Raw genomic sequence first — 25,394 nt, 5'->3', positions numbered from 1 at the left:
AAGAAAACGGACAATCACCGTCCGTCACTTTTTAAAATCTATCTTCTATTAGTACTCATTGATTCTGCCGCAGCGCTTCTGTATTCACGACAAAGTCCGGTTGCTCATGCTTCATGAACTTACGCACATTTTCGACGGTCACACGAGCGACTCGGGCAATACTTTCTCGTGTTGTTCCGGCAACATGAGGCGAAACAATCAGGTTATCCAAATCCGGCAAAGATTCAGGCGGTTCCTGCTCAAACACATCCAACGCAGCGCCCGCAAGCCGCTTTTTCTTCAGAGCATCGAGCAGTACCGGTTCATCAATCAGCGCTCCTCTGGAAATATTAACTAGAAATGCGGTTGTTTTCATCTTATCAATCGCACGCTGATCAATAAGATGGTAGTTTGAGGAGGATAGCGCTGTGCTGATCACGATATAGTCCGCTTCGCGCAAAAGACGATCCAACTCCACAAACGTAGCATGCAACCTACCTGCTGCGTCTTGATCTTGATAATTGCCAAACGCAAGTACACGCATATTAAAGCCGCCCGCGAAACGTGCTACCTTTTGCCCGATGGAACCGAAACCGATAATTCCAACCGTCTTTCCGTCAAGTTCATAGGCATCGCCGCTCGGCCACTCGCCCTTTTTCGTTCCGCGATCCAACATTGGAATCATCCGCGACAAACTGATCATTTGGCCAAATGCCATTTCCGCAACCGAAGTAGCATTTCCGCCCGGTGCATTGCTGACCAGAATCCCCCGATCCGTTGCATCACTGATTGCCACATTATCCAATCCTGTTCCAGTCTTCAGTATATAGCGGAGGTTAGGAGCTGCCTCAATCACTTCACGGTCGCAAGGAGCAATGGCAGTAATGCAGACCTCGCAGTCCCGAATTGATTTCTTAATCAATTCTTTATCCAGAGCCTGGTCATACATCAGGCAACGGACATGCGCACCCATCGCTTCCAACTGATCCGCCATTTGCCTATGGATGGGCACATATGATTTACCGACACAAAAAAGAATTTGCATGACGAACCCTCCGATTAATCAATGATGATTTCTGTTTCACGCACTACTCGCGTTCAGTTATTAATATACCAAAAACAACCGAGGTACTCTAAATAAAATGATTCAATAGATTGTATTCATGGTGCCAATCCTTTGTTGAACACGGTACTTCGGTATGTTACAATTCCGTTAATTAAGATTACTCAGATGTTTTCTTCCATTTGTTCACACTTTTTACTCGGCTGTTTTTTTTGACTATTCATTAGACACCATACATTCGAGCGATTGCAAGAAACCTTGAGCTGATTTAATTGTATGTATCCCAATCCTTTTTCGGCACAAATTACGTATGACTGACAATCGAACCGTGCTATGATTGAACAAGATACAAACGTTTTTTTAAAAGCCGGAATATTCAGGTTCTGTTTGGTCATCGGTCTCGCTTACGAATGCGATAAACTATCAAACTAGTGGTGAAAAATGTGAAATACGGATGGATGATCTATTCGAAATCAGCAATACATAATCGATATGGCAACAATGCATTTGCTTGGATGACGGAGACTGCCGCCAAACATCATATCCATTTGGATATTCTTTTTGTTGAAGACTTAATGATTCAAATCGCATCATCGGTGACTTTCTATCATAAAAATGAGCAGTTGAAGCTCCCGGATTTTGTTCTCATGCGTTGCTACAACAGAATTGTCGGCTCTCAATTGGAACAATTAGGGATCAGGGTCATCAATCCTATATCCGCCATGTTTCAGTCGCGCAACAAAGTCATTACGTCGCAGCTTCTCGCTCATGCAGGGATTCCGACACCGAAAACCGTTTACACCGTTACGAATGACTATTCCCTGATTTCGAATCACTTTAGCAAAAAGCCTTTCATCTTAAAAGAGGTGGAAGGATCACAGGGAAAAAATGTTTTCTTAATCAAAAATGAACATGATTTTACAGAAGCATTCAACACAACAAAAGGGTATTGTCTTTGTCAGGAATACATGGACAACAGCTATGGCAAAGATCTTAGAGTGTATGTGCTTGGCGGGCGTGTAATAGGGAGTGTTCTTAGAAAATCAAAGTCAGGATTCAGAGCCAATTACTCATTAGGCGGCACCGCTGAGTTCTATGAAACGAGTAAAGCTATTGAATTGCTCTCAGTCCAAGCCGCAAAAGCTCTTAATCTGGAATTCTGCGGAATCGATTTATTATTCACCAACAACGGATTTACCGTTTGCGAAGTGAATGGTAATGCAGGCTTTAGGACCATATCAAAAGTATCCGATGTTGATATTGCCGAGGAATTATTTACTTATGTGGACCAAGTCGTTTATGGACATGAACCTGTGATTGGCAGTAGCGATTGTTAATGAAGAACTGATTAACAAATAAAATGAGAAGGCAGGGCGATTCGATGCATCGAGAATTAAGCAGCTCCGTAAGAGAAAATGTGATGAACCTTTTCCACTACCTGCATACCCATGCAGAGATCAGCATGAAAGAAACCGCAACGACCGCTTTTATTAAAGAAAAATTGGACGAGCTCGGATATCGTACGCGTACATTTGATGACTGTCCCGGTGTTATTGGCGAAATCGGCAGCGGAAAACCGATCGTCGCCTTACGTGCCGATATGGACGCGCTTTGGCAGGAAGTCAACGGTAAATTGCAGGCCAATCATTCCTGCGGCCATGATGCTCACATGTCGATGGTACTCGGAGCCGCCATGGTGCTGAAGGAAAAACTTGATTCTGGCGCAGGCACGGTTCGTCTTGTGTTCCAACCTGCTGAAGAAATCGGTCAAGGCGCTCTGGAGTTAAGCAGACGAGGCGTTCTGGACGATGCCGACTACTTCTACGGCGTACATCTGCGCCCTATTGAAGAAACAAAAGACGGCCGCGCCCGGCCTGCAATCCTGCACGGTGCCTGCGGCACGATCCGCGGCGTAATCGATGGTGAAGACGCACATGGTGCTCGTCCCCATCTCGGAACCAATAGCATTGAAGTCGCAGCCTCCATCGTGAATGCACTTGGACACCTCCACGTCAATCCGATGATCCCGAGTTCAGTCAAGATGACCAATCTCCATGCTGGCTCGGCAACCAACATTATACCGGGTCACGCTGAATTCAGTTTGGATGTGCGTGCACAGACAAATGAAGTCATGGCCGAATTCAAAAAGAAAATTAAACAGATTGTTCAAGGAGTAGCAGCGAGTTACGGAGTCAGCATAAGCCTTGACGATTCACATGGCAGCCCTGCCGCCGTTTCCGATCCCGAAGCGATCGCGATTATGGGGGCTGCTATTAAAGAGGTCCTTGGCGACGACCATTTCGACCCTGCCAGCTTATCAAGCGGCGGCGACGATTTCCATCAATATGCGATTCGCACACCAAAACTGAAATCGACGATGCTTGGACTCGGCTGCGATCTCAAGCCCGGCCTGCATCACCCATATATGACCTTTAACCACGATGCCATGTATGACGGCGTACTGATTTTAGCCACTGCAGTACTCAAGACATTTGAAAAAGTGAGCGGTTCCGCCGCGGTTAAGGAGTGATCGCCCTGAACGCGCAACGATCGAAGCAATTGCTGCAGGAAGCTCAGCTGCTGCAGCCCCAATTAACCGCATGGAGGCGTGATTTTCATCAGCATCCCGAGCTTGCTTTTGAAGAACAGCGCACCTCTGAAAAGGTTAGCTGCTTTCTCAAATCACTCAATCTTGAAATTAGCGGACCGTTTGCCGAAACCGGGATGGTTGCCTTACTTAAAGGCAAAAAGCCTGGCAAAACAATTGGTTTGAGAGCGGATATGGATGCACTTCCGATTCAGGAACAGAACACTTTCTGCTTCAAATCTGAGAATGACGGTAAAAGCCACGCCTGCGGCCACGATGCGCACACGGCCATGCTGATGGGTGCCGCGCAGCTTTTGGCAAAGCGTCAACCGGAGCACGGCAACATTGCCTTTCTCTTTCAGCCTGCCGAAGAGGTCAGCAAAGGAGCCAAAGCGATGATTGATGCCGGCGCCTTAAATGGAATTGACGAGATGGCTGGCCTTCACATTAATGCGGGTATCGATCTTGGCAAGATCGCCTTCTCAGGAAAGATTGGCTGCGGATCTACTGATTTTTTCTCTTTAACAATTATAGGAAAAGGCGGTCATGCGGCACATCCTGACCTTACCGTTGACTCTGTTGCAGTCACCGGGCAGGTGATTACTGCACTCCAGCAATTAGCCAGCCGCCAGATAGATCCCGCTGATCCCGTCGTTTTGACGATTGCTACCATCCATGGCGGAACGGCAAACAATGCCATTGCTCCTTTAGTCAAAATGACCGGAACGGTGCGTACATTGAATCCCGAACTGCGCAAAACGATGCCCGAACGAATGACGAGCATTGTAAAAGGCATCACCTCAGCCTTCGGAGCAGATTATGATCTAGACTACACATTCAGCTCACCATCGATCATTAACGACGACCGCATGACGCTGCTCGCACAGCAAACCGTTGATGCGCTGCTTGGCAAAGGTCATCGCTTGCAAAGTAAGCCGAGCCTCGGAGGAGAAGACTTCTCGTTCTACACGGAGCAGCTCCCATCCGTATTTTTTGTGCTTGGAGCAGGCAGCGATGCGATACCGCGTCACCCAAACCACCACCCGCAATTCACCGTTGACGAACGCGCCCTGCCTTACGGATCCGCCGTACTGGCCGCACTTGCTATGAATGCTCTTGAAAATTGAAAAAGGCTTCTGAACCGAACAAGCGGTTCAGAAGCTTTTTTAATAGACATTTTTCATGTATCGATGCGTTTTATTTGCACATCCGTTACTCAAGAACACTTTTATTTACGCAAAAAAAATCCTCCTAAAGGAAGATCTTCTTTCCTTATAATCAAAAACGCGGCCTTACACTTCCGAATTTGCTTGTTTCATTTCGATGCAGGCATCGACAAAGTGCTTGAATAAGTTGAGCATGGTTTCACTGCCGCCGGCGGTCATCGATTCCGGATGCCATTGGACACCCATCAATCCCTTCTCCGTCATATCAATGGCTTCAATAATCCCGTCGGACGAGAATGCAGCAGTTTTCAAGCCATCTCCTATTTTGTCAATGGACTGATGATGAAGACTGTTGACAACAAGTGTTTCCTGCTCACCGAGCACTTGGTACAATCGAGTGTCTTTTTCAAGATGCACCCGATGACTGCCTTCACGACGCGGCACTTTTTGTTCATGCTGAATCGGATGTTCCAATTCACTGCCGATATCCTGAATCAATGTGCCTCCAAGCGCAACATTGATGACTTGAAGTCCGCGGCAGATGCCGAATACAGGCTTGCCTCGCTTCAACGATTCACGTACCAATTGCAACTCTGCTTTGTCACGTTCCGTATCAAATACGCCGCAGCCGGGCGTCGGATCTTCATTAAAGAATTGCGGATTCACATCACATCCGCCGCTGAGCAGAAATCCATCGCACAGTTCTGCATACCGCTCTGTGCATGGACCGGGAGCGATCGGCAGGATCAAAGGAACAGCGCCAGCCATTGTCAGCGAAGTTATATAATCTTTATGCGCATAATCACCTTCTGAAAAATTTGTGAGTTTTACAAAACCACTGGTGATTCCGATAATAGGTTTTGACACCGCTTCTACTCCCTTCTCGCTCTGGTCGTTTTACAGTTTAATATAATGATTTTTTACGAGCACGTCAACGTACCTCTGGAGATCACGAATTTATGGTGCCTCAAAGCTGATTTTGAGCTCGTTTTTCTTCATTTTACTTAAGTAACGGTAGATCGTCGCTTCCGAAGTCTTCAGCTCCTGGGCAACGGTTCCGACAATACCCTTGAGCAGGAAAATACCATTGTTGTTCAGCTGATGAACCACGTGCAGCTTTTCTTGCTGTGACATACGTTCTGACGGAACATTAACGCTTGAGACAATCTCCTTAATGCTGCTGATGGCAATATCTTCAATGGATGGACTGAGGTGTTCAACATGAGATTCTTGATCACCGTCAACCGGTCGATCGATACCGACAAAGTCGCCTAGGTACTGAATCGCTTCCTCCATTTTGCGGAAATTGATGTTGATACACAGCATACCGATAATCTCATCGCTCTCGTCATAAATAAAATATGTTGATGATCTGAGGACCGTGCCGTCTTTGGATTTTCCTTCATAATTGGTGACGAAGGTTTTATGAGATTTTTTTCCTTCCTTCAATTTTTTTAAAATCAAATTTGTTGCCGGCGACCCAATCTTGCGATCTGTCAAAGTGGTATCGCTTAATGCAATCACCGAATGCTCCAAATCCCGCACATCGTGAAGAATGATTTCTGCGTCATCCCCCATCACATCGCTTAAAAAGGAGACAAATTTCTTATACCGCTGCAGTTTATCTTTAATGTTTGTCCTCCCCTTACTTTCAAAAATTCGACAGCCACCATGTCCGTATGTACAGTCGTATTAAACGTTCGCACGAGCAGCCATTAATTGTTGAAAAGCGCGCAGCACCATGCTTGTGCCCTTTTCAACATTTACTCGCGGCGTTGCAATATTCATTCGAAAAAAACCGTTTCCGGCTTCGCCGTACATGCTGCCCATTTGCAGCGCAACTCCGTTGGCAACAAATGCTTCATTCACTTCTTGTTCAGACAATCCCAGTTCCGCATAACTGATCCACATTAAATAGGTCGCATCACTGTCCATGCATCGGAGTCCGTTAATTTGCGTGAGGTGTTTGCGAACGTAATCACTGTTCCCCTTTACATAGACAAGCAGCTCGTTCATCCATTGCTCGCCTTTTTCATAAGCGGCCGTCATCGCTGCAATTTGAAAAGGATTGATTTCCGGATATACCATGAGCTTTTGTTCACGTTTTATTTTCTCGGTAAGTTCGCGTTCAAATGTCAAAATATAGGATGGCCCGATTGCCGCTAAATTGAATGTTTTTGTCGGTGCCATTAAGGTAATAATCGTGCACTTCCCGGCGGCAAGCTGTGCCATTGGCTGGTGTTTCCTCCCGGGAAGTACGAGATCCGAGTGAATTTCATCCGCAATAATCGGCAACTCATACTTTACAGCCAGATCAACCACAACCTGCAATTCCTCCGGATCCCAGATGCGTCCGCCGGGATTATGCGGCGAACAAATGAGAATACACGAAACATTTTCTTCATTAATTTTCCGTTCCATATCCTTAACATTCATAAAATAGCGGTTATCATGAATGTCGAGTTCCGATACAACCGGAACGCGCTCAAGCTGCTTTAGCTGCTCAAAAAAAGGATTATAAACCGGGTTATGGATCAAAACCTTATCCCCTTTTTTCGTCAGCACGCGTAGCGCAAGCGAAATACTTGATACCACGTTATGGTTGAAAACAATTGCTTCGCTCGGAACCTTCCAATCATAATGCTTACTCAGCCACGACTGTACCACCTGTTTCAAGGATTCAGGGGCATAGGTATAGCCGAAAATTTTCTGATTTAGGCATTCCTTCAGCGCGCCAAGAATGCAATCCGGTGCGCTGAAATCCATGTCAGCAATCCACATAGGGAGCAGCTGCGGCTTTCCATACAGACTTTCCGCCCCGTCCCATTTGACACAATTTGTATTTTTTCGTTCCACAATTTGATCAAAAATACATTTTGACACCGTATGTTACACCTCTTTTCAAAAGATCATTTTTCATCATTTCATCATGCTTAAAAAGAAATGATCATTTAAAAAATAATAATCTCGTATCAATTACGAGATAATTTGTTATCATAATAATAATTTATTTATTGTTTATATTTTCTTTCTTTTATAAAAATAAGTCAACATTTTTTTATAACTTTGGACATCTCTATGGAGACTATTGGCGCGCAGCCAAATTGATCAACAGAAACACTCCCGCTGTCGTTTCGCCCTTCGTGTTTGATTTCCAACTTTTTATTAATCCGAAACCCATTTACTTTCTCTTTGTATAAGAAAAGCCTGGAAAAAAATGCCCAGTCCTTACTTCCGCAGGGCGCGGTGACTTTCGCGTTGGAAAGTTCCTTTATCTCACTTTTGTTTCATTAAGTAACAATTAAAATAAGCGGAGATATTCCGGTTATATGCAGCATGGGGATTGTTTCGCAGGTAAATAAGGGTAATTTTTCCGCTTATGCAAAGCAAAACCCTCCATTTTTCCGTTTTTCGATTCGATAAGCGGAATTCTTCCGTCTATTTAAGCTATTTTTTTGTTCGTTTTCTAAATAAGGGTAATTTTTCCGTCTATCTATCGGAATGGGTGCTTCACATGATCTCCCAATCGATAAGTGCGGATTAGAATCAACCTCTTATGGCCTTATTGTCGTGCCGGCAGGGCAAAATCTTATACTTTCTTTTTGTATGATAAAAGCCTTTCCTTATAAAGGAGAGGCTTTTGCCGCAATGATGGCTCCGGAAAGCATCAATAGCCCAGTTCATATTTTGCAAATGGATCGCTGATCACAATTCGCTGCGCCTCTGCATCGCTCGTGCCGACGTATAGCGTCATCCGTCCTTCACTGCGAATGGCGCCGCCGGTGAAGACGACATCGCGAAGATCCGGGCGTTTTGTCGGTCCATCAATAAAATCTTGACGTGTGGCAATGATTTCAAGCGGTGAATGGCGTCCGGTCATCGGGTCCAAAGTAAAAATCATTGAGTAATAGTGTCGTTCCCCTTGGTGATCAAAATATGCGATATGTCCGAGCACACCTGCATCGCCATTTTTTAATGGATGAATTTCATTGGCTCCGCCCCACTCGTCATCGGCAAAGTGCCCATCGAGCAACGGCGCACATTCAATTTTTTCCGTATCGAGCTCATCAAGCGAAGCGAGAAGCACATAGCCGATCTTACCGCGTCCTCCTTTTTCACCTTGAGGGCGGGTTAAAACCAGAATCAAGCCATTCGGCATTTGAGCAATTCGTATGTCCTTCATACCAACCGGTCCTTCAAAGAAAGGACGCAAAGAGCGAATGGTCTTGCCACGGAAAAATAACGTCCGCCAAGTCACATGGCCCTTCGTGTCATGCGCGACCCAAACTCCCCCAAAAAGCAGTAAATCATCGATTTTCGTGATAAACGGATCTTGAAGTGGGAAAAACGGCATGTCCTTCATTAAAATCCATCCATTTATATCTTGCTCAAAGAATCCGACATGGGCGCTTTCGCTGTCCCGAGATTCTACGCGTGCGGCGATGATCCGTCTTCCTTCATCATAAAAGGGAGCCGTGCAGTTATAAACATCCTTAGCACCAGCCCCCTTAAAATTTAGTTTTTCAACAGCGTACACAGTCGAATGATCAGCCATGTACTGCTCTAGTAAGTCCAAGCATTCTGTGACATGCTCCATGAATCTGCGCCTCCCGAAATAACACCGCGCTGATACGGCATCACCTCTACTATAGTCTTCTGAACACGCAAATTCATGTGTCGGCACCATTTTTGTACTGTCTCTATTCGTTATTTTGCTGAACACTGCGAATCAGCTTCTCAATCGCAGCATGCCGATCCGCGAAGGTGAAGATTGCTGATCCCGCAACAAATAATGTTGCTCCGGCATTAAAGCAGAGTGGAAGCGTTTCCGCATCCACGCCGCCATCTACCTCAATTTGAACCGACAGATTTGACGTAACAATCATTTCATGTACAGCTTTTATTTTATCAATCATTGAAGGGAGAAAGCGTTGACCGCCAAATCCTGGATCCACGGTCATGATCAAAACATAGTCGACATCCTTAATAATCGACTCCAGCGCTGATGCAGGTGTTGACGGATTCAATACGACTCCTGCTTTTGCTCCTCCGTCCTTGATCATCTGAATGGCGCGATGCAGATGTGTGCATGCTTCATAATGAACCGAAATCATGTCTGCGCCTGCATCAAGAAACGATGGCAGTAAATGAATCGGCTCATCCACCATCAGGTGCACGTCTTGAGCGACCTGAGTTTCCCGCTTCAATGCATGAACAACATTCGCACCCATGGTTATGTTCGGCACAAAATGCCCGTCCATGACGTCAACATGAATCAAATCAACATCTTTCTCTACATCCCGCACTTCATCTGCAAGACATGCGAAATTGGCAGATAAAATTGACGGTAAAATTGTCATGAATACTTCACTTCCTTCCTTTAATTGTAAACGTTTACGTATACAATCTATTTTAATCGTATTCCTAGGAAAATCAAAGCTTCTGCAAAAAAAAAAAAGAACATCAAATAATAGGTTCAAAGCTATTATGAACATTTTACAAATAGTAGATCTTGGAATATAATAAATGGGTAGTTATATGCACATTTTCAATAAAGTTGACCATTTGTGCTCGATGAGGTGATGAAATGGATAACGTAGAAACGAAAAAAAAATATATTCAGATTGCTCAGCTGTACTATGAGCAGAATCTGACCCAAAATGAGATTGCTCAAAAGACCGGTATCAATCGAACATCAATCAGCCGAATTCTCAAGAAAATTCGAGAAGAGGGTATTGTAAAGATAACCATTAACTATGATCTGAATGACCTGTCACTAGCGGAAAAATTAGAGAAAACCTTTCATTTGAAAAAAGCGATCGTGATTCCTGTCGACCACCAGCAGCCCACTTCCGTAAAGCTTACGGCAATTGGTCAGGCTGCTGCAAAATTTCTCGATTCTGTTCTTGAAGATAATGATGTGATCGGCTTTTCCTGGGGAAGCAGCCTTGCAGCAACTGTTGAAGCGCTCGATCCGATGGATGTACACCAAAACATTTTTTGTGTGCCTATGGTGGGCGGTCCGGCAGGAAAACTCGAAAGCCGGTATCACGTCAATACAATTTGTTATCAAGCGGCAGAAAAACTTAAGGGACGCTCATTAATGATTGATGTCCCAGCAATCGTTGAGAAGCCGTCAATGAAAAGTGACTGGATGCAGACACAATACTATAAAGAGATTGCGAACATGTGGAACAACATCAGTGTCGCATTGATTGGCATAGGGTCAATCAACAGTACTGGTCATTCAACGTGGCGCGCATTCTACAGTGACAGCTCCGTTGAGAAATTCAAGGCAGAGCACGCAGTGGGCGATCTATGTTCCCGCTTTTATGATCGGGACGGCAATGAAGTGCAAACACATCTCTCAGACCGGACCCTCTCAATCCCGCTGGATATTCTGCACAGAACACGTTATACAATCGGCGTTGCAGAGTCTGAAGAGAAGATCTCCGGTATCCTTGGCGCATTAAATGGCGGCCATATTAATGTACTGATTACAACGGAAGAGACAGCTGACGGCTTACTAGAACAGGTAAATCAAGAACAAATGAATGAGAAAAAGAGCCAATGATCCTAAAATCGAGATCTTTGGCTCTTTTTAAACTTTATTTTTAATCGATCAGCCTGTATCGTTTATATTCTTAATTCTTGTTAATCACAAATTGTGAGGCAATCTGTCTCAGTTCATCAGCCAGCGCTGACAGACTTGTTGCATTGTGTGCAATTTCTTCCATAGACGCGGATTGTTGTTCTGCTGCTGCGGAGACATTTTCTGTCAACCCACTTGCGGTTTCCGACAAATGCGCAATGTCATCAATGCGATTGACAATCTCTCCGGTAGCCCCTGATATCGTCTGTACAGAATGGTTGACCTCATTCGCCGCTTCTGACACAGATGTCACCGTCTCTTCAATAGATGTGAATGTCTTTGTCGCTTCATCCGCGACAATAATGCCTTGATCAACTTGCTCAGTACTAGTTTGCATCGATTGCACAAGCTCGCGTACCTTTTCCAGAATAGAATCCTCAATTTCAGCAATCTTCTTCGAGGAATCTGAAGATTGGTTCGCCAGCTTCTGAATTTCTGCCGCGACGACACTGAATCCCTTACCTTGTTCACCGGCACGTGCCGCTTCGATCGCCGCATTTAATGACAAAAGGTGCGTCTGTGCGGCAATATCGTTAATTAAGCTGTTTGTGTAATTGATTAATTCCATCTTTTCAACCAAATCATTCAGCTCACCAGTAACCTTATTATTTGTTGATCGAATGTTTTTAATCTGTCCGGTTACCTGGTTCAACGAAACTTTTCCACTGTTTACGGTACCCATTGCTGCATCCGATTTATCACGAAGTGTACCCGCCTTCATCAAAATATTCTCGATTTCTTTATAAATAGCCGTAACGTTTTGTTTCGAAGCATCCACTTTCTCATTTTGATCTTGAGCACCGGCTGCGATATCCTGAATGGAATGGGCAACTTCATCAGATGTGGCCTTATTCTCTTCTGTTGAAGCTGTCAGTTCTTCAGAGGAAGAGGCGAGCGCAGTCGCTTTTTCATCCACATGTGACAAGACATCGCTTAGTGAATCAATCATTTGGTTGAATCCGATTCCCAAATGTTTAAATTCCTCAAATCCATCCGTATTTGCATAAGCAGTGAGATCCTTATTTGCAACCTTCTTTGCTACACTGATTAAATTTTTAATCGGACGAATGATCCATATGATGGCAACTAATGCAATCAGCGCCGCGATAATTGCTGTGATGCCCCCGACAATGATGGAGTTCCAGAGAATGCTGTTTGTATTTCCTTCCACTTCGCTGTGGAGCAGTGATCCGACAATCACCCAGCCTGTATCTTTATTCGTGACGTAAATATCTTGTTTGCGCACCCCTTTATAAACTGAGTTGAATGCGCCATGACCCGATTGTTTCACACGTTTAAGTAATAGCTTATCAGGAACTGTAACGCCGGGCTTGAGGCTTGGATGGGCTACGATTTTTCCATCACTGCTGATAATAAACGCATAGCCTTTTTGACCGATGTTTACTTCATTGGAAATCTTTTGAACATCATCCAGTTTTAGATCTAATCCGACCACGCCTTCTCCATCCGTAGTCGTTTCCGACAATGACACTACATAATCCTTCACTAGTTCCGATTGATAAGGTTCGTTGACAACAATATGGTGCGGATTCGCCATTGCGCTTTCGAACCATGGTCGTTTTGCAGGATTATAGTTGTTCGGTTTGATTAGTGACTGCGGTGTATACACATAGTGACCCTTTTTATCGCCGACATAAGCCTGAGCAAGGCCACTGTCTGATTGCTGTTGGGACAACAACGTATCCAGAATCTCACGATTGCCTCCACCTGTCATGTTGGCGGCCGACACGTGAGTGGATAAATAATCCAGTCTTGTTTTTTCTTTATCAATCATTTGGGTAATGTTTTGATTGAGCAGTGTCACACTATTTTTCGCACTGTCCTCCATTTGCGCCGTTACGGCATTCTTCGCGTTTATAAAAGAAAATGTGCCTACTATCGTTGCTGGAATGATGGTAAAACAAACCGCAGCGGTAATTAATACGCGTCGCAAATTCACTTGAACAAAGTGGAAATGAAATTGTTTTTTCTTTTTTGACATTATTCGACAAAAACCCCTTCCTTTCGCTCTTATTAATATATCGGAAACAGAAGGAGGTTTTGTAATAATAATTTCATATTACTATAATAATAATTTACGATTCATTAAGATTTTCTTTCAACTTTTCCCATTTATTGAATGTTCGTCATCATCGTTTACTCTCAACTTAATTAAAAATAATGGATTCATTAATTTTAACGCGCGGGTGCAGGGATTGAATAACCGGACAATTTTCTGCGATCTGATAAAACACATGTTCAATTTCCTTACGTACGCGTGCATTTGCTTTGATAAAAAATTGGACGTCGATCTTTGCGACTGGATTCGGATAATATACTCCGAGTTGATAATCAAACAAAACTTTTTTCAGTTCGTAGGGAATGCCGCGTTCGTCAAGCAGCTTTTCAAACACGTACGTGCTGCAAGCAGCCGCTGATGCTGCGATAAGCTGGACGGGTGAAAAGCCGGTCTCCTGGCTGATCGACCAATTTCCACGCGTATGAACAAGCTCCAGGGTCTCAGAAGGTTGAATCAGTTCCATATCTGCCGCCTCCGAAAAATCGTTCTTTTTTTGCATTTACTCAATTGTATGGCTGGATTCATGTCAATATGAGCAGGCATTCGAACGCAATATATTAAAAATACGGTAACTTTTTTTCAACACATTCTGAAAAAAAAGTCGAAATTTTGCTATACTATTGGAATGGTATGGAAGTAAGCCGAGCGGTGGATGACCAACTGCTTCTCTGCCGCAGCATTTCTTCGCACACCGTTCACTTCTGAACGATTTCGACAGTTAAAAGGAGAAAAACATGGTTAGAAAAAATGAATCGGGCAACTCAAGAAGTACACTTAGAAAATCAAGAAAACATCATCGCGTTCTTCGTATCGTTTTGTTGAGTCTCGCACTCCTGCTGATCGCAGGAACGGCTTATGGATTCTTTGAATATCATCGTCTCAAACCGGAAAACCATTTTAATAATCTTAAAACCGTCGGCGGCACTTCGAAAAGCACAAGCAACTATAAAGAAAAAGCCGGCACATTCAATGTACTGCTGATCGGATCGGATGCACGAAAGGGCAACACGGCGAGCCATACGGATTCGATGGTCTTGATCCACGCTGATCTGAACAATCATACATACAATATGCTGAGCATTCCGCGAGACACGCGTGTATACATGCAAGGCTACGGCTATACGAAGCTGACCAGCGTACAGTATATTTCGCAAGTAAAACAAGGCGAAAAAAAAGGAATTGTTTCAGCCGTACAAGCCGTGTCTAATCTCACCGGTGTTCCGATTCACTACTATGCCGAAACTAACTATTGGGGGCTGCAATATATGGTTGACGCACTCGGCGGTATTGATATAAACCTGCCATTCAAGGTGACGCTCACCCATCCCTGGTATAAGAGAAACGCAGGCAAAACCTTTGCACCAGGTGTTCACACGGTGAACGGTGAAATGGCCGCTGAACTTACCCACGAACGTTATTCATTGCCCGGCACTGACTACGGACGCCAACAGTTGCAGCAAGCTGCGCTGATCGGTATCGCCAAAAAAATAATGCAGCCGTCAAATGTCACTCGACTGCCTGCCCTTTCCCGTTCACTGTCTAAATTTTTGGTTGCGACCAACATGTCTACAGAAGATATGGTCAGTGTGGGGCTTGGTGTCAAAGGCGACTTTCATCCGGAAAGTCAGATCAAATACCGCCAAGTTAAGGGAAGCAGTGCCACCATGTATGATGATCTGCTCAAGGCTAACAACAGCCAAATCATTCTGAACAAGAACGAGCTTCAGACAACGATTAAGAAATATTTCTCGAATTAAAATAAATAAAAGAGCCGTTCCGCATTTTGCGAAACGGCTCTTTTATTAGAGCAATAAAGCCGGGATCATCCATCCCGACTTTATTTTTCGGATAAATTTTGATAGATACTCTTCAAACGCTCTTTTGTTATCTCAACCGGATTATTGCTCATGTTCGGTGCAAAGCTTTTGCTCACCAAATCATCAAGATCTGCAGAATTAATACCCGCTTCTTCCAACGTTGTATGAAGCTTCATTTCCCTTTTCATCATATCCATCCGATCGGCCAGCGCAGCACTGTCCTTAAACCCCAACCGTTTACTGAATGCCTGCAGCCGTTCTGTTTCTGGGCCTTCGCTGCTGTTCAGCCTCCAGAAAGAAGGTAAAGTAAAGGCGCATGCATCCCCATGGGGAATTCCATAGTCCTGAGTCAATGGATAGGAACAGGCATGTGCTGCAGCCGTTTGAGTGATGCCGAATGCAAGGCCTGCCGTTACCGACGCCTCACTCATTTTTGCTCGTGCTTCTTGATTGTCCGGCTCACGGTACGCAGTGAGCAGATTGTCAAAAACAAGTGTCGCTGCACGTTCTGCCGCAAGATCGGTCAGCGGCTGATGCTTTTTGCCGTAATAGGCCTCTAGCGAATGTGCGAGCACATCAAATCCGCTCGCAGCCGTCACCCTTGGCGGACAGGTCATCGTTAATTCCGGATCAACAAGCGCATAGACCGGATAGAGATAATCGCTTGCCAGCAATGCTTTGACTCCGCGCTCCGTATCGGTCAATACCGAAGCCGTCGTCACCTCACTTGCCGTTCCGGATGTTGTCGGAACAGCAATCAGCGGAATCCCCGCATGATCGATCTTCCGCTCACCCGAAAGAAAATCTGCCGCACTGTATGGTGTCCCGGCAACAAAACACGCTGCCTTCGCACAATCCATGACGCTTCCCCCGCCGAGCGCGATCGCAAAGGTGCATTTATCTTTGCGGAGCATCGCTGCACACGCGTCCGTATTTAAGACGGTCGGGTTCGGTTGAATATCTGAGAAAACTCCAATAATGCGTCCGCCCGATTGCTCCATGACACGCTGTGCGATTCCAGCGCGTACCATCGACGGCGCGCTGATTAACAAGCCGCGATCCAGATTCATTTGAGCCAGAATTTCCGGCATCCGGCTGAGTTTTCCGAAGCCGAAGTTAATGGGTACCGGTTGTTTATAATAAAAATTCTCCACATATGTCACCTTCTTTTCATTTCAATCCAACCGTTTGATCAACAAATAGGACATGGTCTTCAAAATGCCGTAACACATCTTCAAACAGATTCATGGCTTCATTAAGTTCTTCTTCACTAATAATAAGCGGAGGTGCAATGATGACGCTTGACTCATGAGAATAGGTGTAAAATCCATATTCACTCAACATGCTGATGAATGTGGACATCAGGCCGACCTTATCTTTCCCATAATCCATGCCGTATGCGATCAAAGGTTCCTTTGTTTTTTTGTCTTTAACAAGCTCAACCGCCGCAAAGAGTCCGATATAGCGCACATCGCCGACCGAATCAAAACGGCGCAGCTTCTCAAGACGAGCCGCAAGAATGTTGCCCATCGCCGCGCTGTGCTCGATCACATGCTCTTCTTTGTAAATATCCATCGTCCGGCAGCCGATCTGAGTCGATACCGTGTGTCCACTATACGTCAGACCTGTCATCAGCACATGATCGTCAAAATAGTCGGCTATTTTTTGATTGACGATCACGCCGCCAAGCGGACTGTAGCCGCATGTGACACCCTTCGCAAACGTCATCATATCCGGCTCGAAATCAAAATGATCAACCGCGAACATTTTTCCCGTGCGACCGAACCCGGACATCACTTCGTCACAGATCATCAAAATGCCATATTGGTCGCACAGCTCTCGGATACCTTCCAGATACCCTTTTGGAGGCACAAGCACACCATTGCTTCCGGGGATCGGTTCCATGAAAATCGCAGCGATCTGCTCCGGTCCCTCATACAGAATCTGATTGTTCAACCGATCCAGATAATAGTCGGAGACCGCTTCTTCACTCTCGAAATGGAGAAACTCACGATATAAATAGGGGGTATCAAACTTAATGAAGCCCGGAAGCCCTGGCTCAACAGCAAACCGGCGCCCCTCACCGGAAAGATTGCCTGCACCGAATGTTGCGCCATGATAAGAACGATAACGCGAAAAAATTTTATAACGCCCGGTAACCATTCGCGCAATTTTTACCGCATGATCATTTGAGTCCGCACCGCCGTTTGCGAAAAAGACTTTCGCCATGCTGCTTGGTGCAGCTTCGATAATTTTCTTTGCAAGTTCTGCTTTTGATGCCGTCGCAAAACCGGGTGATGCAAGCGGAATCTCGCCGATATGCTTAAATTCATCCATCAACTTCGGGTGACTGTGCCCGACATTCAAATACACGAGCTGGGAACACATATCATAATACTTCTTTCCCTCTTCATCCCAAAAGAAAATCCCCTCGCCTTTTTGAATCACCTTTGGATGAACATTCCTCTGCTTTGACCATGAATGCAGCACGTATTTTTGGTCGTCCTGCTTGATTTGTGTAACGTTCACTTTTTCCATAATAACCCGCCTCTCTCTAGTGACTGATCCTTTAAATTTCACTATAAAGCACAGGAAACGGAAAACAAGCAGCATAAAAACGAAAAAAATTATGCAGTTGCACAAATCAATTTCATTGACGATAACCCTTTTTTTAAGTTAACCGCAATCCGTTTTATCTAACTCAATCAAGGGTTCATGGCAGTTCACGGACAATGCGCAGCACATCAGCCGGGTGAGCGGCAATAAAATCCGGTCCTGCCCTTCGAACATTTTCGATTCCGTCAAAACCCCAGGCTGCCCACATGACACGAATACCGCACTTTCGACTCGCCAAAATGTCACGTTCCTCATCGCCGATATAAACGACCTGATCAGCAGTCAATTGGCTGCTCCTTAAATAACGGTGCATCAGCCGATCCTTCGCAAACAGCTTTTTCGAGCACATCACTGTTGAAAAGCAGTCCAGTCCATGCATCGTTAAAAACGAGCGAATATTTTTTTCTTCATTTGAAGATAAAATTGCTAAAGTATAGCCGGAGTCGCTCAATTCCTGCAGCATCTCCCGCACGCCTTCAATCAAAGGGATACTCTTAAGTGAATCTTGATACAGCTTAGACAGTTCTCCGACAAGAAAAGGGATTTTATAAAACGAAATGCCGAGCGCCGCACAGCGTTCCTTCATTGATCGTGACTTTAATGAATCGAAAATCGCCAACGTCATTTTTTGGAAGTGATGCCGACCAGCTAATTGGTTGTATGCTGAAAGAAATGCTTCTTTAGAATCCGCTAAGGTTCCGTCAAAATCAAAAAGGACTGCTCTAAGCATCATAAAGACCTCTATTCATGGATTTTCGTGCCGATATTTATTATGTTCCGTGTCACTGCTTCCTAACTCAAATGGCCTTCAGTTCCAATTATTAAGCTCAAGGACCTATGACCATTATTCTGATTTCACAGAAAAGCAACACAAAAGCGACTTAGATCATGACTTTTTCATCACGATTTTTTTACTCATTTTATGAATACTAGAGAGTAGAGATCGTATAGTGCAAAAGGAGCTGACTTTGATGCGCCAAATACAACCGTCAAACGAACTAGTTTCAGATATCGTTACCCTGCTCAAACAGGAACAAAGACCGCTTCATTCTGGTGAGATTGCCCGCAAACTGAACAAGAATGTCCGAGATATTCTTACCATTCTTTTCAATACAGCTTATCAGAAAATCATTCAAGTTGTCATAAACAAAGACGAAACGAATAAAATTTGTCAGCCTTCCTATAAAATAAGGTCGGAAATACAAAAATAGATTTGTGAACTTAGGATCATGCAGTGGTCAAAACCACCCCAGCAGCAAATCGAGCGACAAAGCGCTGATCACGGTTGTAATGAGCGTACAGCTGGAAACAAATTGAGGATGTGCGTTGAATTGAATCGCGTATAATGTTGTGTTCGCTGCACTCGGCATCGCGGCCATGACGATAATGACGTTTCGAAGCAGTGGATCAATGGGAAACAGCAGACAAACGAGGAACGCGATCACCGGGGATATCACAAGCCGAATGAAGGTAGCTAGGCCAATACGCCCCCAGTTCATATTATGCACAGTTACATTGGCCAGCTGCATACCGAGGATAATCATAATAATCGGAATCGATGTGCTGCTCACGAGTTCGATGCTTTGCATAAAATTTGTCGGAATGTGAATGTGAAACGTTTGCAGAAGTATAGCCGGAAGAATAACGTAATTCATCGGCTGCTTGAGGACGGTGTAAAATGCCATTTTTGCACTGCCTTTTCCATTTGCGGCAATATAGATGCCGACAAAGCCCATCAGAATTGCATGGAAAATCATCAGAGGCATCGCGTACACCACACCTTGTTTCCCAAAGGCAAATAAAATAATCGGCACACCGTAGTTGCCGCTGTTTGCAAAAATGGTAGAGAGTAAAAACGCGTTCGTTTCACTTTTACTGTAGTGGAGGACGTGTCCTGCAATGATACCGACAACAATTAACAGCAGCATAATCATCAGAGCGGTTGCTGCAATATAGAAGAAACTAAGATTCATAGGTGTTGTATAAAAGATATCAAAAACAAGAAACGGGAGCAGCAGATAGACGGCGAGCGTCGAGATCGGCTTAATATCTAGTTTGAAAATTTTCTGTAGAATAAACCCGCTGAGAAAAATTAAAAACACCGGCAAAATCACATCGAAAAAAATACGCACAATCTGTTCCCTCTCTCTGCTGTCCATGGTTTCAATGAATTACTCATTCATTTTACTTGGTTACCGTATGAAAGATCAATACAAGCATACTAAAATGCAAGTGCTAAGAAAAACCGGGCAAGAAGCGCCCAATCCTTACTTCCGCAGGATGCGGTGGCTTTCGCGTTGCATGAAGCATTCTGGTTCTTCATTAAATAACAAAAAAAATAAGCGGAGATATTCCGGTTATTTGCACCTTGAGCTTGTTTCGCGGGCAAATAAGGGTAATTTTTCCGCTTATGCAAAGAAAAATCCTCTATTTTCACATTTTTCAATTCGATAAGCGGAATTTCTCCGTCTATTTAAGCTTTTTTTTCGTTCATTTTCTAAATAAGGGTAATTTTTCCGTCTAATCATCAGATTGAACCTTACCTGATCGCCCAACCGATCAGTGGGGATTGGGAATCAGCAGCTTATGACCTTATTGTCGTGTCGGCGGGGCAAAATCTCATACTTTCTTATCTTGAAAAAAATAGTTCCCATTATTTAAATGGAAACCGTTTTTTAGTCAACGCCATTGGTTTCATACATTTGTTTTCAACTGTTTTGCACTTTCCGCCAAATGCAACAAGTCTACGAGCATTTCGTGACTTTTCGCTTCCATGCCATGCTTCTTCGCGGTCTTCACAATATAACCATTTATATAATCAACTTCAGTCGGACGGCTATTAACCATATCCTGATACATAGACGGATGATGGAGCGGGTTCACTTGCGAGCTTTCATGGTCAATGATCTGCAGCATTTCTTCTCGACTTTGCATAAATTTTACTCCATCGGCAACGCCCGCAGCATAGCCTTCATCGATCAATCGACGAGACAAATCATCCGCTCCAGAATAGGCAACATATTCGCCCATCGTGATATCCATCAATGTACACAACGTGTTGATGACCGAATTCATGAGCAGTTTAGACCACAGCGTTCCCATGTAGTTGGTTTGAAGCGTCGGATTCATACCCGCCTTTTCAAATTCTCGGACGACCTCATGTGTGAACGCATCGGGCTTTTCCGTGACATTCACCAGCTGCGTATGTGCCGCACCCTTTGCACCCATGAAATCTACTTTTCCCGGTGCGTCAAGAACAGTCGCGATTAACGCAATCCCTGCAATAATGCGTTCATCAGGCACATACTTGCGAATCTCATCCACCGAACCGATCCCGTTTTGATTCGTCAAAACATAGGTGTGCTCGCCAATAAAATGCTGGCAAGCCTGCATCGCTTCTTCGGACTGCATCTGTTTTGTAAATAAAATCACCAGATCCGGAGTCTGCGCATATTCAGCAGGCAGGAAAACATCAACCGGTACCAAATGCTGATTCTGATGGTCGCGAGAAACATAGACGCCGCCTTGTTCGCGAATCGCCTGATAACTCGGTTTCCACGGCTCCACAAAATCGACGTCGTTACCTGCTTCTTGCAGAAGCACTCCATATCTGAGTCCCATTGCTCCTGCACCAATCACTGTAATTTTCATTTTGATTCCTCCACTCATCTGTATCTCAGCTTGTCTGTAACTATTTCTAAATACAATAATACTCTAAATCGAGTGGTGTAAAAAGAGCAGCCACTAAGGAAAAAGTAGCCACTCTTTTATACGTCTTATTTGTTCAAATTTCACAAATTCTTATCCATATTAAACGTCAGTTTCGACATACTCATGGATTGCGTCGTCAAGTCTTGCAAGAGCGCGCGCGTCTCGCTTAACCCGAGCTCGGCATTTTCGCTGCTTGCCTCATTCAGAACATCTACCACATTGTCTTGACTCGTATTTTTTGCCGCTTCGTCGGTCTCAGCGATCTTCCCAAGAAATTTACTGTACAGATGTTCTTTATAATCAAGCACCTGTTTGAGAAAGGCGTTGTAATGCGGTTCAACGATGACCGGAATCGTTTTATACAGCCAGTATGCCGAATCAAGAGACAGCTTCATCGGCGTAACTTCGTATGATTCCGGCACTGATGTAATGTTCGTATAAAAAGGCACATAAGGACTGAATGTGCCGGCAAGCGACACCCATTGAATGCCCGCGAATGCATCCGGAACATCAGGACGGATTTGCAAGATATGCGAGTCTTGAGTTCGATTTAATGAAATCGCGCGGAAAGTGGTCCGCTCTGCCTCGCTTCCGCTGCCCAATGGATCGAAAGGCGTTTCCTGATAGTGCGAATCTAGAATATAGGCAATGTCATCAACACCGATTTTTCTGCTTGCCTTGCACAGGAATGGCAGATCATTCGACATCGGATCCTGTTCGATTTCCGGATTCAAATATTTTTGACCATACCAGACGCGCGGCGTATTGTAATGACGGTCAAATACATTTTGCCGTCCGAAAATACTCCGGAAGTTGATCGTGTCAAAGCCGTTATTCAGATGATGCTTTTCAATAAAATCAATCAAATGGGTCGCCAGAAGGAAATTGTCCTTATCATAGGGATCAATTTCTTGAATTGCCGTCTGATTGGCAACCACCGCATAGGAATCATCTGGAATGCGTTGAGCAACCCATTGATGACCGGTTGCAATTTCCATATACCAGACTTCGTCCTTGTCTGAGAACAAGACGCCATTGGACTCGGCAGCACCATATTTTTCAACAATCGCCCCGAGTCTTTGCACACCTTCACGCGCCGAATTGATATACGGCAGCACAACCGTGACCATACAATCCTCGGCAATTCCATTTTCAACGAGCGGATCATAGCCCAGCACACGCGGATTACCGTAAATGCTTTCCGTCGCACTCATGCCGACATTTCTCTCATTAATCCCCGCATCTTCAAACGTAACATAACGTTCCTCTCGATCGGGAATCGCCGTATAACGATAGCGTTCCTTTGGCAAGGTGATTGTGAAGCGGTTGCTCGGCGACACATAGGTCTCCTCTTTTTCGAGCACTTGATGCGGATGCACCGTGAACTTTTTCGGAACGAGCACTTCATAGCTGTCTCCATTCCGTGCAATCATCGTTGACCCATCGAGTGTCGCGCCCTTGCCGACCAGTACTGTTGTACAGGCCGCGTGTGAATTATTCTGCATTATGCCATCCCTTTATTCACAAATTAAGTTGCAAGTAACTCATAAACTTACTACTATCTTAACTCAATTTTGTTTGTGTGGAAATTCATGGCCTTCGAAAGAATCGAGTTCAATTCCGCGGACAATCACAGGTGTTGAAAACACAATCTGTGTATTCGTTTTGCCAAACCGCTGCAGTTCATTAATAAACGAATCAAGCAGTTCCGTACTCTCGAAAACGACTTTGATCAGCATCGCAAATTCACCGGAAACACAATCGCATTCAAGTACATTAGGAATTTTCTCAATATATTTATAGAATTCGTGTTTATCGCTCGGCTCAACCTTCAAATTGACATATGCCTTGATGTGATAACCCATTTTTTTGTAATCAATCAACGTATAGTAATTTTTAATTATTCCTTGTTTCTCCATCTGATGAATACGTGCCGATATCGTCGGCGACGAGATAAAACATTCATTTGCCAATGCTTTAATCGACACACGTGCATTCTGCTGCAGCCGGTTCAGTATTTTGCGATCAATCGCGTCCATTCGGGCAGTCCAGCTCCTTCTTATCATCCTTATCCGCATTTATTATATTAGTGAATCAAAAAGAAAGCAAAAGTCATAGTCAGATTTCATGACATTTGCTCGTTATTTTGTTAATTTATTTGACACTAAAATTTATTTCGTTAAATTAATTGTCTAGGATTTTTTTTAATCAAGGAGTTCACGCGCAAGTATAGCAATCTCGTTCCTTTTCAACTATTTTTAACGTGCAGGATGACATGAATTGGAGGAATGAGTTCGTGAGAAACGAAAAAGATTCGCTCGGTACGAAGCAGGTCCCTGAATTCGCATATTATGGTATTCACTCACTGCGGGCAAGGGAAAATTTTGATGTAACATCAGAAAAACTTGATGTCGAACTAATCAATGGACTGGCACAAATCAAAAAGGCGGCTGCACTCGTTAATTATGAAGATGGGAAGCTAACCAAGGAAAAGAAAGATGCGATCGCGCGTGCTTGCGATGAAATTTTGGATCGGCAATTTGACGCTCATTTTATTGTCCCGCCGATTCAAGGAAGTGCGGGAACGTCCATTAATATGAATGCAAATGAAGTCATCGCTAATCGGGCGATTGAATGGTTGGGCGGACGTAAGGGAGATTACTGCCTCGTCCATCCGAACGATGACGTGAATAAATCCCAGTCGACAAATGATGTGTTCCCATCCGCAAGCAAGTTGGCACTTCTACAACTGACCCGTTTGCTTTCTTTGGAAATTGAGGATCTGCTGAGCAGCTTGCTCCGCAAAGCGGATGCTTTAGAACATGTTATAAAACTTGGGCGCACACAATTGCAAGATGCACTGCCGACAACGGTTGGCAGCACATTTAAGGCGTTTGCCGCAGCTATTGGACGCCATTTATCGGAATTCACTCGCAGCCGAGAAGCTTTAAAGACATTGAATCTCGGGGGCACAGCAATCGGCACTTCCGTCAACGCCACCGCTTATTATGTCGAACACATTGTTCCTAAACTTAGCCTGATTTTAGATGAAGACTTGCGTCAAGCAGATAATCTGATCGATGCGACTCAAAATGTCGACGCATTCGTCCAGCTCTCTCATAGCTACAAACTGCTCTCCATAACCCTGTCAAAAATGGCGAATGACCTGCGTCTGCTTTCGAGCGGTCCCCAGTTCGGATTCAATGAACTGAGTCTGCCGAAAAAACAAGCCGGTTCATCCATCATGCCTGGCAAAGTGAATCCGGTTATTCCTGAACTCGTCAATCAAGTGGCATTCCAAGTCATCGGTTACGACACAACCATTACCATGGCATCCGAATCCGGTCAGCTGGAGCTCAATGCATTTGAACCGATTATCGTTCGCAATCTGATTGTTTCAACACATCTGCTGCAAAAAACGCTGCACACATTTCGAGTCAACTGCATCGACGGCATCCAAGCGAATGAAGCAAAATGCCTGAGTCAAGCGGAAAACTGCTCCGTTTTAGCAACTGCGCTCGTCCCTTTTATTGGATACACGAAAACATGTGAGTTGGTTAACCAATCGATCCAAACAGGAATACCTATTAAACATATTGTCCGCGAAATGCCGCTTGCTCCTGCAACCGCAGCGAAATTGCTCAACCCTAAAAATCTTGTTCATTTATACGATCAACAGGTGATGGTTGATTAATTGTTTATCTTGTACCTGCGATTACTCCT

22 protein-coding genes are annotated in these 25,394 nt (G+C 44.5%); 7 read left to right on the top strand and 15 right to left on the bottom strand.

Annotated elements, in window-relative coordinates:
• Positions 1-55 precede the first annotated feature (55 nt).
• Positions 56-1,024, bottom strand: coding sequence for a phosphoglycerate dehydrogenase (locus AC6F33_RS03600; RefSeq protein WP_500777747.1), 969 nt, complete (start codon positions 1,022-1,024; stop codon positions 56-58).
• Between the two features lie 461 nt (positions 1,025-1,485).
• Between AC6F33_RS03600 and AC6F33_RS03595 the strand changes: the two genes are divergently transcribed.
• Genes AC6F33_RS03595 through AC6F33_RS03585 form a run of 3 tightly spaced genes read left to right on the top strand, consistent with a single transcriptional unit; the run spans position 1,486 to position 4,756 of the window.
• Positions 1,486-2,379, top strand: a complete 894-nt coding sequence (locus tag AC6F33_RS03595; RefSeq protein WP_500777746.1) for an ATP-grasp domain-containing protein — start codon at positions 1,486-1,488, stop codon at positions 2,377-2,379.
• A gap of 23 nt (positions 2,380-2,402) precedes the next feature.
• Positions 2,403-3,572, top strand: a complete 1,170-nt coding sequence (locus AC6F33_RS03590; RefSeq protein WP_370646057.1) for a M20 peptidase aminoacylase family protein — start codon at positions 2,403-2,405, stop codon at positions 3,570-3,572.
• Positions 3,569-4,756, top strand: a complete 1,188-nt coding sequence (locus AC6F33_RS03585) for a M20 metallopeptidase family protein (RefSeq protein ID WP_255748469.1) — start codon at positions 3,569-3,571, stop codon at positions 4,754-4,756. Before AC6F33_RS03590 ends, AC6F33_RS03585 begins: the two co-directional genes overlap by 4 nt.
• Before the next feature lie 165 nt (positions 4,757-4,921).
• On the opposite strand, the gene AC6F33_RS03580 is transcribed toward AC6F33_RS03585, so the two are convergent.
• From AC6F33_RS03580 to rpe, 5 genes are all read right to left on the bottom strand, one after another.
• Positions 4,922-5,662: a gamma-glutamyl-gamma-aminobutyrate hydrolase family protein gene (locus AC6F33_RS03580; protein WP_255748468.1), complete on the bottom strand. Its 741-nt coding sequence runs from the start codon at positions 5,660-5,662 to the stop codon at positions 4,922-4,924.
• 90 nt (positions 5,663-5,752) lie between these two features.
• Entirely contained in the window at positions 5,753-6,454 is a 702-nt protein-coding gene (locus AC6F33_RS03575; RefSeq protein WP_500778133.1) for a helix-turn-helix transcriptional regulator, read from the bottom strand.
• A gap of 33 nt (positions 6,455-6,487) precedes the next feature.
• Complete coding sequence (locus AC6F33_RS03570) at positions 6,488-7,678, bottom strand: MalY/PatB family protein (protein ID WP_500777745.1); 1,191 nt, start codon at positions 7,676-7,678, stop codon at positions 6,488-6,490.
• A 784-nt stretch (positions 7,679-8,462) separates the two neighbouring features.
• Entirely contained in the window at positions 8,463-9,392 is a 930-nt protein-coding gene (locus AC6F33_RS03565; protein ID WP_500777744.1) for a DUF1861 family protein, read from the bottom strand.
• 103 nt (positions 9,393-9,495) lie between these two features.
• On the bottom strand, positions 9,496-10,155 hold the full coding sequence (gene rpe, locus AC6F33_RS03560; protein ID WP_500777743.1) for a ribulose-phosphate 3-epimerase: 660 nt from the start codon (positions 10,153-10,155) through the stop codon (positions 9,496-9,498).
• A gap of 227 nt (positions 10,156-10,382) precedes the next feature.
• Here rpe and AC6F33_RS03555 point away from each other — a divergent pair, with 227 nt between their 5' ends.
• Positions 10,383-11,369, top strand: a complete 987-nt coding sequence (locus AC6F33_RS03555) for a sugar-binding transcriptional regulator (RefSeq protein WP_500777742.1) — start codon at positions 10,383-10,385, stop codon at positions 11,367-11,369.
• A 70-nt stretch (positions 11,370-11,439) separates the two neighbouring features.
• Here the strand turns inward: AC6F33_RS03555 and AC6F33_RS03550 are convergent, their stop codons facing one another.
• Both AC6F33_RS03550 and AC6F33_RS03545 read right to left on the bottom strand, forming a co-directional pair.
• Positions 11,440-13,449, bottom strand: a complete 2,010-nt coding sequence (locus AC6F33_RS03550) for a methyl-accepting chemotaxis protein (protein WP_500777741.1) — start codon at positions 13,447-13,449, stop codon at positions 11,440-11,442.
• Between the two features lie 166 nt (positions 13,450-13,615).
• Positions 13,616-13,990 carry an OsmC family protein gene (locus AC6F33_RS03545; RefSeq protein WP_480947803.1) on the bottom strand — a complete coding sequence of 125 codons (375 nt, stop codon included), beginning with the start codon at positions 13,988-13,990 and terminating at the stop codon, positions 13,616-13,618.
• A gap of 271 nt (positions 13,991-14,261) precedes the next feature.
• Between AC6F33_RS03545 and AC6F33_RS03540 the strand changes: the two genes are divergently transcribed.
• Complete coding sequence (locus tag AC6F33_RS03540) at positions 14,262-15,284, top strand: LCP family protein (protein WP_255748454.1); 1,023 nt, start codon at positions 14,262-14,264, stop codon at positions 15,282-15,284.
• A gap of 80 nt (positions 15,285-15,364) precedes the next feature.
• On the opposite strand, the gene AC6F33_RS03535 is transcribed toward AC6F33_RS03540, so the two are convergent.
• The 3 genes from AC6F33_RS03535 to AC6F33_RS03525 form a co-directional block, all read right to left on the bottom strand.
• Positions 15,365-16,498 (bottom strand): iron-containing alcohol dehydrogenase family protein, encoded by a 1,134-nt coding sequence (locus tag AC6F33_RS03535; RefSeq protein WP_480947804.1) that lies wholly within the window; start codon positions 16,496-16,498, stop codon positions 15,365-15,367.
• A gap of 16 nt (positions 16,499-16,514) precedes the next feature.
• Positions 16,515-17,882: an aminotransferase class III-fold pyridoxal phosphate-dependent enzyme gene (locus AC6F33_RS03530; protein WP_500777740.1), complete on the bottom strand. Its 1,368-nt coding sequence runs from the start codon at positions 17,880-17,882 to the stop codon at positions 16,515-16,517.
• A gap of 175 nt (positions 17,883-18,057) precedes the next feature.
• Positions 18,058-18,693: an HAD hydrolase-like protein gene (locus AC6F33_RS03525; RefSeq protein WP_500777739.1), complete on the bottom strand. Its 636-nt coding sequence runs from the start codon at positions 18,691-18,693 to the stop codon at positions 18,058-18,060.
• 238 nt (positions 18,694-18,931) lie between these two features.
• On the opposite strand from AC6F33_RS03525, the gene AC6F33_RS03520 reads away from it, so the two are divergent.
• The gene (locus AC6F33_RS03520; RefSeq protein WP_480947807.1) at positions 18,932-19,171 is read left to right on the top strand and encodes a hypothetical protein; all 240 of its coding nucleotides are present in this window, start codon (positions 18,932-18,934) and stop codon (positions 19,169-19,171) included.
• 27 nt (positions 19,172-19,198) lie between these two features.
• Here AC6F33_RS03520 and AC6F33_RS03515 read toward each other — a convergent pair whose 3' ends face one another.
• From AC6F33_RS03515 to AC6F33_RS03500, 4 genes are all read right to left on the bottom strand, one after another.
• Positions 19,199-20,092 carry an AEC family transporter gene (locus tag AC6F33_RS03515; RefSeq protein ID WP_500777738.1) on the bottom strand — a complete coding sequence of 298 codons (894 nt, stop codon included), beginning with the start codon at positions 20,090-20,092 and terminating at the stop codon, positions 19,199-19,201.
• Between the two features lie 562 nt (positions 20,093-20,654).
• Positions 20,655-21,611 (bottom strand): ketopantoate reductase family protein, encoded by a 957-nt coding sequence (locus AC6F33_RS03510; RefSeq protein ID WP_500777737.1) that lies wholly within the window; start codon positions 21,609-21,611, stop codon positions 20,655-20,657.
• A 140-nt stretch (positions 21,612-21,751) separates the two neighbouring features.
• A complete protein-coding gene (locus tag AC6F33_RS03505) occupies positions 21,752-23,176 on the bottom strand; it encodes a C69 family dipeptidase (protein WP_500777736.1) in 1,425 nt (474 codons plus the stop codon).
• Positions 23,177-23,239: 63 nt separating this feature from the next.
• Positions 23,240-23,710 carry an Lrp/AsnC family transcriptional regulator gene (locus AC6F33_RS03500; protein ID WP_500777735.1) on the bottom strand — a complete coding sequence of 157 codons (471 nt, stop codon included), beginning with the start codon at positions 23,708-23,710 and terminating at the stop codon, positions 23,240-23,242.
• A 257-nt stretch (positions 23,711-23,967) separates the two neighbouring features.
• On the opposite strand from AC6F33_RS03500, the gene AC6F33_RS03495 reads away from it, so the two are divergent.
• A complete protein-coding gene (locus AC6F33_RS03495) occupies positions 23,968-25,365 on the top strand; it encodes an aspartate ammonia-lyase (RefSeq protein ID WP_500777734.1) in 1,398 nt (465 codons plus the stop codon).
• Positions 25,366-25,394: the final 29 nt, after the last annotated feature.

This window comes from Sporolactobacillus sp. BBK16-2 (assembly GCF_059878335.1).
Note: the sequence above shows the minus strand (reverse complement) of the source record. Positions and strands in the feature narration are given on the sequence as shown.